Origin of the sequence: Pseudoalteromonas sp. P1-7a, from assembly GCF_001401855.1 — a bacterium.
GTDB lineage: Bacteria > Pseudomonadota > Gammaproteobacteria > Enterobacterales > Alteromonadaceae > Pseudoalteromonas.
The window spans coordinates 1-8,285 of the sequence record NZ_LKDU01000057.1; the positions used below are offsets into that span (position 1 = coordinate 1).

At 36.1% G+C, this 8,285-nt stretch carries 11 protein-coding genes and 1 pseudogene; 2 read left to right on the forward strand and 10 right to left on the reverse strand.

Features of this window, described 5'->3' with window-relative positions; translation table 11 throughout:
- Positions 1 to 173 precede the first annotated feature (173 nt).
- The 9 genes from AN389_RS19125 to AN389_RS19160 all read right to left on the reverse strand — a co-directional run bounded on the left by AN389_RS19125 (position 174) and on the right by AN389_RS19160 (position 5,771).
- On the reverse strand, positions 174 to 1,307 hold the full coding sequence (locus AN389_RS19125; protein WP_055016983.1) for a DUF1570 domain-containing protein: 1,134 nt from the start codon (positions 1,305 to 1,307) through the stop codon (positions 174 to 176).
- Between the two features lie 2 nt (positions 1,308 to 1,309).
- Positions 1,310 to 1,783, reverse strand: a complete 474-nt coding sequence (locus AN389_RS19130; RefSeq protein ID WP_055016984.1) for a hypothetical protein — start codon at positions 1,781 to 1,783, stop codon at positions 1,310 to 1,312.
- Positions 1,784 to 1,847: 64 nt separating this feature from the next.
- Positions 1,848 to 2,759 (reverse strand): NYN domain-containing protein, encoded by a 912-nt coding sequence (locus tag AN389_RS19135; RefSeq protein WP_235576003.1) that lies wholly within the window; start codon positions 2,757 to 2,759, stop codon positions 1,848 to 1,850.
- 52 nt (positions 2,760 to 2,811) lie between these two features.
- Positions 2,812 to 3,345, reverse strand: a complete 534-nt coding sequence (locus tag AN389_RS19140) for a hypothetical protein (protein WP_055016986.1) — start codon at positions 3,343 to 3,345, stop codon at positions 2,812 to 2,814.
- The gene (locus AN389_RS20580) at positions 3,345 to 3,485 is read right to left on the reverse strand and encodes a hypothetical protein (RefSeq protein WP_162838355.1); all 141 of its coding nucleotides are present in this window, start codon (positions 3,483 to 3,485) and stop codon (positions 3,345 to 3,347) included. Before AN389_RS20580 ends, AN389_RS19140 begins: the two co-directional genes overlap by 1 nt.
- Before the next feature lie 39 nt (positions 3,486 to 3,524).
- Positions 3,525 to 3,788, reverse strand: a complete 264-nt coding sequence (locus AN389_RS19145; protein WP_055016987.1) for a hypothetical protein — start codon at positions 3,786 to 3,788, stop codon at positions 3,525 to 3,527.
- 60 nt (positions 3,789 to 3,848) lie between these two features.
- On the reverse strand, positions 3,849 to 4,628 hold the full coding sequence (locus AN389_RS19150; protein ID WP_055016988.1) for a hypothetical protein: 780 nt from the start codon (positions 4,626 to 4,628) through the stop codon (positions 3,849 to 3,851).
- Between the two features lies 1 nt (position 4,629).
- Positions 4,630 to 5,115, reverse strand: a complete 486-nt coding sequence (locus AN389_RS19155; RefSeq protein ID WP_055016989.1) for a hypothetical protein — start codon at positions 5,113 to 5,115, stop codon at positions 4,630 to 4,632.
- Positions 5,112 to 5,771 (reverse strand): hypothetical protein, encoded by a 660-nt coding sequence (locus tag AN389_RS19160; RefSeq protein WP_055020478.1) that lies wholly within the window; start codon positions 5,769 to 5,771, stop codon positions 5,112 to 5,114. The genes AN389_RS19155 and AN389_RS19160 overlap by 4 nt, the downstream gene beginning before the upstream one ends.
- 928 nt (positions 5,772 to 6,699) lie before the next feature.
- Here AN389_RS19160 and AN389_RS19165 point away from each other — a divergent pair.
- Both AN389_RS19165 and AN389_RS19170 read left to right on the forward strand, forming a co-directional pair.
- Positions 6,700 to 7,719, forward strand: coding sequence for a hypothetical protein (locus AN389_RS19165; RefSeq protein WP_055016991.1), 1,020 nt, complete (start codon positions 6,700 to 6,702; stop codon positions 7,717 to 7,719).
- Positions 7,720 to 8,061, forward strand: coding sequence for a hypothetical protein (locus AN389_RS19170; protein WP_055016992.1), 342 nt, complete (start codon positions 7,720 to 7,722; stop codon positions 8,059 to 8,061).
- A gap of 44 nt (positions 8,062 to 8,105) precedes the next feature.
- Here the strand turns inward: AN389_RS19170 and AN389_RS20260 are convergent.
- Positions 8,106 to 8,285: pseudogene (locus tag AN389_RS20260) on the reverse strand (NERD domain-containing protein); the annotation flags it as partial.

Genomic DNA, 8,285 nt, shown 5'->3' on the forward strand with positions numbered 1-8,285 from the left:
TACCAGATTAAATTTTACGCTGGTGTGGATGTGATACGTAGGCGCGATTTTATATCGCACTTGTAGACGTTAAGCTTGCTCACGTTAGACGCGCAGCTTCTCATTACTTAATAAATTAACATTGTAAAAGCCTGCTTTTAAACGCCACCAAGTTACGATTTTAACAAAACAAACTAAAATTTATGTGGCTTAAATGGCGCTTTTAACCATTTTGAATAGTCATGATTAAACGCAGGAAACTGTTTAAATAACATCGCGTTTAATTGAGCTTTCGAGAGCTTGTTACAGGGATTTTTCTGCTCAGCCAGCATAATATTTTTAAGTAATAATCTGCCTGATTGGGTATCCATTAAAAAATAAATTGCAGCCCAGCTACTAGCGTAAAGCATACTACTGTCGCCTTTTTGCCACGTATCATTTAACCCCGTTAACCGATTAAGTCTAAGCACGTTTTTAATAAGCTTATTATTACGTACCCAGGTTTGATTAGGCTCTACAATAGCAGTTTGCATATTGTTATGGGTAAACTCAAAATACTCAGCAAACCCTTCATTTAACCACCTAGGCGTGTACCCTAAAACTGCTTTATTAATGGCATGCACTGCTTCGTGCACTGCCGTTCTCATGGTGTTTTGTTCGCCACTAAAATTAATAAACGCAGAGTTAGTTGCATGAAAATACATTCCTGCTGTATTTTCTGGGTTGCCGCCATTGTTAGTAATAGCGGCGTTATAAGCCCTACGATTAGGTAATACCGTTAAATTTAGCTTTACTTTTTTTAAGGCATGCGTGCCAATAATTTGTCCATACACCTTAAATACGGTATTGAGTTTTACTTGTAGCTTTTGGTTAAATGAAGGCGGCAAATTAGGTGTGTTTAGATTAAGGTCAAAATAATCCAGTGGCTCAGAAAAATTACTCTCGTACGTTGCTACAGCAAAGTTAGGCTTAGTATCACTAAAATGCGTAACTCCCGCCTTATCGGTCCAAGTGTATATATCGCCGTTACGTTTATATTTTACCTCGCCTAAAGATACATCTGTACATTGTGTTTTATCTGCTTGAGGCGAGTGGTTCCATGCAGGTGCAAAAGAGCTGCTCGCAGGCGTTTTTATAGGGGTTACGGGTTGAGATTTAACTAATGGCTTACTTGGCTGGGTTACGTATAAATCGTTGTAAATACGCTTAACTTCACCTATCGGGTCGTGATAATTAAACACTCGCCCTGTAAAATGATTAGCAATAAGCGCTGATGCAATAAGCATCACAACAAACATAAATACTATACGAAGCTTACTATTAAACATAACTACGGACGGCCCTGCCATTGGGTTTCAAATACTTGCTTTTGCGCCACTCTGTACTCTCTACACCAAACAAAATCGCTTGTTTCCATTTCTTTTTTACGACACCGCTTAGGTAGTTTATAAAATTTAGACCACGCCTCAAGCTTAGCTTTGTTTTTATAGCTGGCACTGTGCAAAGTCATGTTTGATACCTTTTGATTAAGTAACCAGTTGGTATTTACTGAACGTGTTGCATGTGGACGGTATGAGTGATTACTCTTTTTAGATTTATTGCAGTGCTTTGCCAATTGGCTAAACAACACTTTGTCGCGAGCCGTTAATCGCTCACCTTTTTTAACGCTATAACCTTGCCTAAATTGAGAGCGAATAGATTCACGCTCCTTTTTTATGCTTGCGCACTTACTTTGCGTGTAAGCCTCGCCTGCATAAGCGTACGTTGAAATAAAACTAAGCAAAACTAAAATCCATTTAATCATTCACTATTGCTAACTAAAAAATCAAGGAGCAAATTTACAAAGTAATAGCCCCTTTAAAATACCTTTAATTACATATTTCAATCTTATGTACGCTTGGACATTTGAGCCCTTGTGAAACCACTCCATTGCTTTTAATTGGGTAAAAAGAAACTTTACTTGTCTCTTTGTATTCTTCAATATTACCTAATAACTCATCAACTCTAAAATGAAAATCACCGCGTTCCGACGTTATAAAACCAAATTTCTTACCCTTATCAAGTTTACGAATAACACCGACCATACACTCTGTACAATCTAGGGTAGACTGCTTAATCATTGAAATAAAACAACGATCGTGGCCTTCTTCTATTATTTCAAACAAACCACACTTACTTTTTATGAGAGCTTTTAAACTGTTTACACCGTAATTTCTATAATCAAAAGATGAATCCAACGTTTTTAGTGTACTTCCTAAATCTCCTAAGTAAACAGGCTCATTACTTTGTGCACAGCGTATGTAAGAATTTACAAGTAGAGAGTTTACGTCATTATAAACCTTTGAAACCGCAGGTTCTGTTAAGTTTTTAGTAAAAACAAAGTTATGGCATGCCTTAATAAAACGCTCTGGGGTACTTTCATTCCCTACTGCCATAACATGCAACCCCTTTTCTCTTATACGTTGCGCTAAGCTATAAAACCCACCATCGCTAGATACTATACATACCCCATTTATCCGTTGATTATTATTAATTAATTCAATAGCATCCATAACGAGTGCGTGATCAGCTGAATCTTTCCCATACTGAAACTGCTGCTTTGGACTAGAAGCGGTTTTGTGTAAAATTTGTTGCCAGTTACCATGGCGTACAGAAGTCCAATCAGCGTAAACCCATTTGATTGCCACTGTGCCATACTTTTCAACCTCTTCAAGTAAAGACGCGTAGTCAGTATAAGATGCGTTCTCACCATCAACTAAAACTGCAAAAGTAAAATTCATTTTTATCCCTTTAATACATATAACGAGCTGCTCTCAAGCAGCTCTTTATCAATTACTTACAAGCTCCTGGCACACGACATGCACATGAGGTGGGAGCATGACAGGCATGATCTTCACAACGAGCCATTTGTACAGATTCGTTTGAATACAACTCAGCTGTAGGGAATGGACCAAAGTGCGTCTCATATGCCGCTACTGTTTCGTCGAATGAGCTTTGTAATTTTGATTGGTCTTTGTCTCCATAAATTCCGAAATAAGGATAGTGATGAAGGTAAAAGCCAAATAATGCTTCACAATCATTTGTATAACTATTTGTATCTAAAATATGTTCATGCCAAAACTTATCGACTAACTTGCTAGGAACAAGTGATAGTTTTGGGTACCACTTTTTCAGCGATAAAAATTTTCGATATTCAATTTCTGCAAAATCACACAACTCATTTTCCCATGTTGCCTCGGCTGATTGCGTTAATTTCCACTTTAACTTATCAAAATTTAATGCAGATACATTTGGGTCAACCTGAGGATCTGTGTTTAAAACACCTTGAAAAGGTTTAGAGCATTTTGCTTGTATTAACTGTTCCATTACTTATCACCTCTATTTTTATTCAATTGATTACCACTATTACTATGGACCTTGGCGTACTGTTTATTCACACCATCAGTACTTTTATTCGCATTTCCTTGATTTGCTTGGTTATTAGCTGGGCTTATTTTTTTGGTCATTTTCTGCTCCTAAATTAAACTTTATGTGAATAACGTTATTCACCTTCGTTTTAGGTAAGACTCAAGGTTTTTACGAGCAATAAATGCTTGTGGGTGAAAGACCCCATTTGAAAATATAAAAATCAAGCGGTAATGACCCAACTTAAAACGTATCAGATTGGGAGAAATAGTGAGCTTTTTACCGCCAATATCTCTATAGCTACGCCCTAACAAAAGATGCTTATATATTTTGTTAGCCTCGGCCGCATAACGGGCAGATTGATAGGGAGGAAGGGTTTTAAGTATACGTTTGATTGATTTCATTATTAAACTCCATTTGTTAACTAGGTTTAATAATGAACTTGTGCGGAGCACTACAAAGGATTAGTTTAAAATATTTTGAAGATACTCCCAAGCTTCTTTATTTTCATTAATAGCAGCATCCACATTAGTGATTAACACCTTAACTAATGAAAGTCTAAGTAAACGTTTATCAGATATTTCTTGGAGTGTATCTTTTGCCTCAATATACTTTTTTGACTTAAAATTTTTATCTGACTTAATATAAATTTCTATAAACTTTTGCCAGTTAATATCTCTATCATAAAGTACAGCAAGAGGTGATAAATCGGTATCGTTGTTTTTCATACTTTGAAATGGAGAAGGAAGCTTATCTGTGAACAGATCAAAACCATCATCTAACAGCTTATTTTTTATACTGTCGAAAGAGCGCTGCGACACCCCAAAAAATAACATTTCAGTACTAAGCTCTTTTTTTGACAGTGTATTTAATAGTTTGAATTCACGCTTATCTTTTTTAAAACGCGTAGAATAATACTCGTGGAAAACCTTTTTAGCTCCAGCTGTGCCGAGCAACGTGTATAAACATAGTGCATTATATATAGACGCCTTTCGCCCCCGAATAACTCTATGCTCTACACGACTAAATTGTATCGTTTTTTGTGAAATAATCATTGCTTTACGATATTCAAGCACACCGCGGTTTGAAACATGCGAATCTTCTGAATCTTTGTGCCCTTTTGTAAAAATATTATTTAATGCGTCATGCAGCTCTTTGTGTAGCGTATTAGACGGCGCTAAGTTGATATATAACTTAGCAATTGAGGGGATCGTTTCAGTTTCAATTTCAATTGTTTTTACCACTCTAATACACCTGCTTACATAAAATATCTCTTAATTCAGAGCGCTCGTAATACTCATCCTTGGCACCAAAAACAAGGGTATTTACGGCTTCAATGCCTTTTTTACAACTGTAATAACGTTTTGTGCGATAGCGACCACTATCTATAGTTAACTCTCTATCATAGCGAGTATAAACTGCATTAATAGCCCCAAAGCAGACTCCCATTTTAATTGCTTCAACTTTCGATAAACTAAAAATGCCTAATAAGCTTTGCTTGTCTTCTATAACTTCTGAGCATGCACTTGATATATGGAAGACTTTTTTAGCTTTAACTAATTCGGCTCCAGCACACTCACCAAGTTCTATAAATTGTTTTTTATTAAATAGTACAAGATCTTTATCTTCAACCTTTGAGTATTCCTTACAACTATAGGGCAAATCACTCTTCGCAAAGCTAGGCTGCGAAAATAAAATGAACACTAACATTAAAACAACAAAGTATTTCATTGCTTAAGCTCCTTGCGGCAAAAGCTAAAGGAATGCCAAATAATTGATATTAATATAATAGCATTAATTATTAAAAATACTTCGTACTGAGCGCTCTGCCCAAATAACTCAATCGCACTAAATAAGTTAGCCCCTTGAGTTGCGCCAATAAAAGCTGCACATAAAAGTAAAAAAAGTAAATAGTAAAGGGTTAAAATAACAGTCTTAAACAATGAATTAGATGCCATAGCAAACCAATAGCGTTTGACTGGGTAAGCTTTTAGCTTTTTTTTCAATGTATTTAAGTTAAATAAAACCAAACCTACTAATAGCGTTCTCACCAAACGCTCAAATGGTGTTATATCTCTATAAGTTCCTACATCTATAATGAGTTCATTATTCAATGGAAGATAAAGATAGGAAATAAACATCAATGAACATATTAAAAAACTTACTATATGTAGCAAATGATTAAATATACCAATAGGTTGGTCCCTAAAAATGAACACGTTTTTAGGATTAATGAACTTCCAGCTTTTTCGCTTTTTATTTAGATATAGTGATTCATCTTTTGTAAGAGAAGATAATTGGCTTTTATCCGTATGCTGGGTATAGTTTGGTGTTTCGTTAAAAGTAGTGTTAGCTGAATAATCTGAGTTTATGGTAGTTGACTGCACCTACTTTCCTTGTAAATAGTTTTTGCTAATTATGCCGATATATCTCCAAAACACAACCACTTGCATCTTCTAATCTGGTTTTAAAGAATACATAATAACTTAGTTACTTTTACAAACTTTTCTCCATCAGAAGGATAGAGGTATTCCAGCACACCTAAATTATAATTAAAGAGAGGCTCATTAATAATTTTCATGTCTATGCATGTTCCGATTCTGCAAGCTCCTTAGCGTAACTTAAAGCCCTAAGAAGTACTAAGTTACCCTGCACACCTGTAAAGGGGATAAGATCCGCACACCTCTTTGTGATTATATTGGTTTAATTCTTACGAGCTATCTACTCGTTACCCCATCAAGCTGCACGTCACAACATTGCGTTTTACTTCCACGTTAGTATGGGCTTAACACGTAGCAGCGAGCTTACCTCGCGTTTTATATTAAATTTTTTCGCTGCATAAAGCCGCTGCTACTCATTAATTGCACCACCGAGGACACAGAGGCGCTTCGCGCTACACAGAAGAAACCCAAGTATTAGTTTGTCACTTCGACCGTTATTTTTCTTCACTTCTCTGTGGTTAATTTCGCTTGTAGACATCGAGCCTGCTCACGTTAGAAGCGCAGCGTCTCATTACTTAATAAATTAACACCGTAAAAGCCCTGCTTTTAACACTCGATATAGGCGCGAAGTTTAATCACGCTCTTTTTTAAAGCTTCTTTTACCGCTTTAGCCATGACTATCAAATGGCCTTTTTTTAAAAATAAGCTCTGCTGTAAATTAATTATCATTAATCAATTTCAGGCTTGGATATAATAGGAGCTATCTCTGCAGCCGCTTTCAAATTTGTTGTTAATAAAAGCGTTGGAGATATTTGACTAAAAAATATATGCGATTTATTATGGTGTCGTACCCATTAAAGTAAAAGGAATTACCATGGCGATAGATATAGTTATTTGTTTTGATCCAATTACAAAAAAAGCAGTTCAATGCAAAACAGACGAAAAAGACGTTTTCTCCAACGACAACAGCCATATAAAAAATGAAGTAATAACTTCTGGTACACCATATATCTGGCGCAAAAAATATTCTCAACTCACAGATAACCCTACCTCAGAACAAAAAAATATACTCAGACAATTCTCGCTACTACCAGCTCAATCAAGAAGAAATATTGCAGGTATGTTACGTGATTTTGGGAGTGAAACCTTGCTTGCAATTTCTGACTTTCAAGCTCAAGTGATACCATTTTTAGAAAGTAACACACATACTATTGTTGGTTCAGGTGCCACATCAATAGAAGCTCGCAGTTCAAAATTTGTTGATTTAGCGATTAAATATGAAGCATCTTTAAAAGACATTCGAGCCGCACATAAATCAGGTATACCTAAATACCACATGGTCGCTTTAGAGCAAAAAGCGCTTGCTATATTTAAAGAGCTGCAAGTTAAATATCAAGCTGAATTACAACGTTTTATGAATACTAACCGTGCAAGTCGAAGAGGTACAGTTTGGTCTAACCCTGACCGTGGTGTTCATATAGCCAAAAGTGCCAGACATTCAACTAAACTTGATATAAGTAGTACTGCTGAATTAAACAAAATTAAACGGCTCGAAAATAATGCTCGTTGGCTAGGTTATGGGATGATTGCCTTAGATAGTGTTTTTCGAGGCATTTCTGTTTATAGTGATTACAAAAATGGCGGCAACCTACAAAGAAGTATATCAACCGAACTAGCTAGTTTTGGGGCGGCTACTGCAACTGGTGTTTATGTTGGAACGGTTACAACAACAGCTTTAAGTTCTTTACTTATGTTAACTCCATATGGGTGGGTCATTGCGTTAGGTGTAGGACTATATGTCGGTTTTGCAGCGAGTAATGAAATGAGCAAATTTATGAAACAAACCTCTGAAAACATATACGACAGAAAACCTATATTTGAAGGGGTATTTTAGATGCCCGCAGCTCATTTTGCTGGGTATTCTCTCATCGTATTTATGATAGGTACCTTTGCCTCTGGCATATTGTTTTCAAGAATTTCGGTAAAACATATTAATAAAAATATGGAAAAGGATGGTGTACTTCCCCCAAGTTGGGATAAAGGTATTGGCGCTAGTGTTTCATTTTATGTATTTGCAATGTTTTTTGAACGCTCCCGCATACCAACTCCGATGTTTGATGGGCGTTTTGTAGCCAAATATGCACGTCCTGTTGATAAAACAATAGGCATGATCCACTTAATTTCAGTTACAGGGATGATGCTGTGTCTGTGTATTGTTTCTTATTTTTCAAAGTAGACACGTATTCGGCTACACTTTCATGACCCAAAAAAGTGTAGCTTTTACATTGCTTTACTTTCATGCAGTGATCGCTGAATCACTTGATAGCAAATAGCACGTTGCTGTTCTTGGCTTAAGCTAATATGTCGCATTGAAAGAATCGTTTTAACTAATTGTTTATGAGAAACGATAGGAAATTCTGGCCTTTGCTTTAGCTCTACAAACCAACCAGGAAAGCATAA

Bases quoted from the DNA above. Each gene is read 5' to 3' on its own strand.
- AN389_RS20580 (WP_162838355.1), bottom strand. From the start codon at position 3,485: ATGACCAAAAAAATAAGCCCAGCTAATAACCAAGCAAATCAAGGAAAT.
- AN389_RS19125 (WP_055016983.1), bottom strand. From the start codon at position 1,307: ATGTTTAATAGTAAGCTTCGTATAGTATTTATGTTTGTTGTGATGCTT.
- AN389_RS19165 (WP_055016991.1), top strand. From the start codon at position 6,700: ATGGCGATAGATATAGTTATTTGTTTTGATCCAATTACAAAAAAAGCA.
- AN389_RS19130 (WP_055016984.1), bottom strand. From the start codon at position 1,783: ATGATTAAATGGATTTTAGTTTTGCTTAGTTTTATTTCAACGTACGCT.
- AN389_RS19155 (WP_055016989.1), bottom strand. From the start codon at position 5,115: ATGAAATACTTTGTTGTTTTAATGTTAGTGTTCATTTTATTTTCGCAG.
- AN389_RS19135 (WP_235576003.1), bottom strand. From the start codon at position 2,759: ATGAATTTTACTTTTGCAGTTTTAGTTGATGGTGAGAACGCATCTTAT.
- AN389_RS19145 (WP_055016987.1), bottom strand. From the start codon at position 3,788: ATGAAATCAATCAAACGTATACTTAAAACCCTTCCTCCCTATCAATCT.
- AN389_RS19170 (WP_055016992.1), top strand. From the start codon at position 7,720: ATGCCCGCAGCTCATTTTGCTGGGTATTCTCTCATCGTATTTATGATA.
- AN389_RS19140 (WP_055016986.1), bottom strand. From the start codon at position 3,345: ATGGAACAGTTAATACAAGCAAAATGCTCTAAACCTTTTCAAGGTGTT.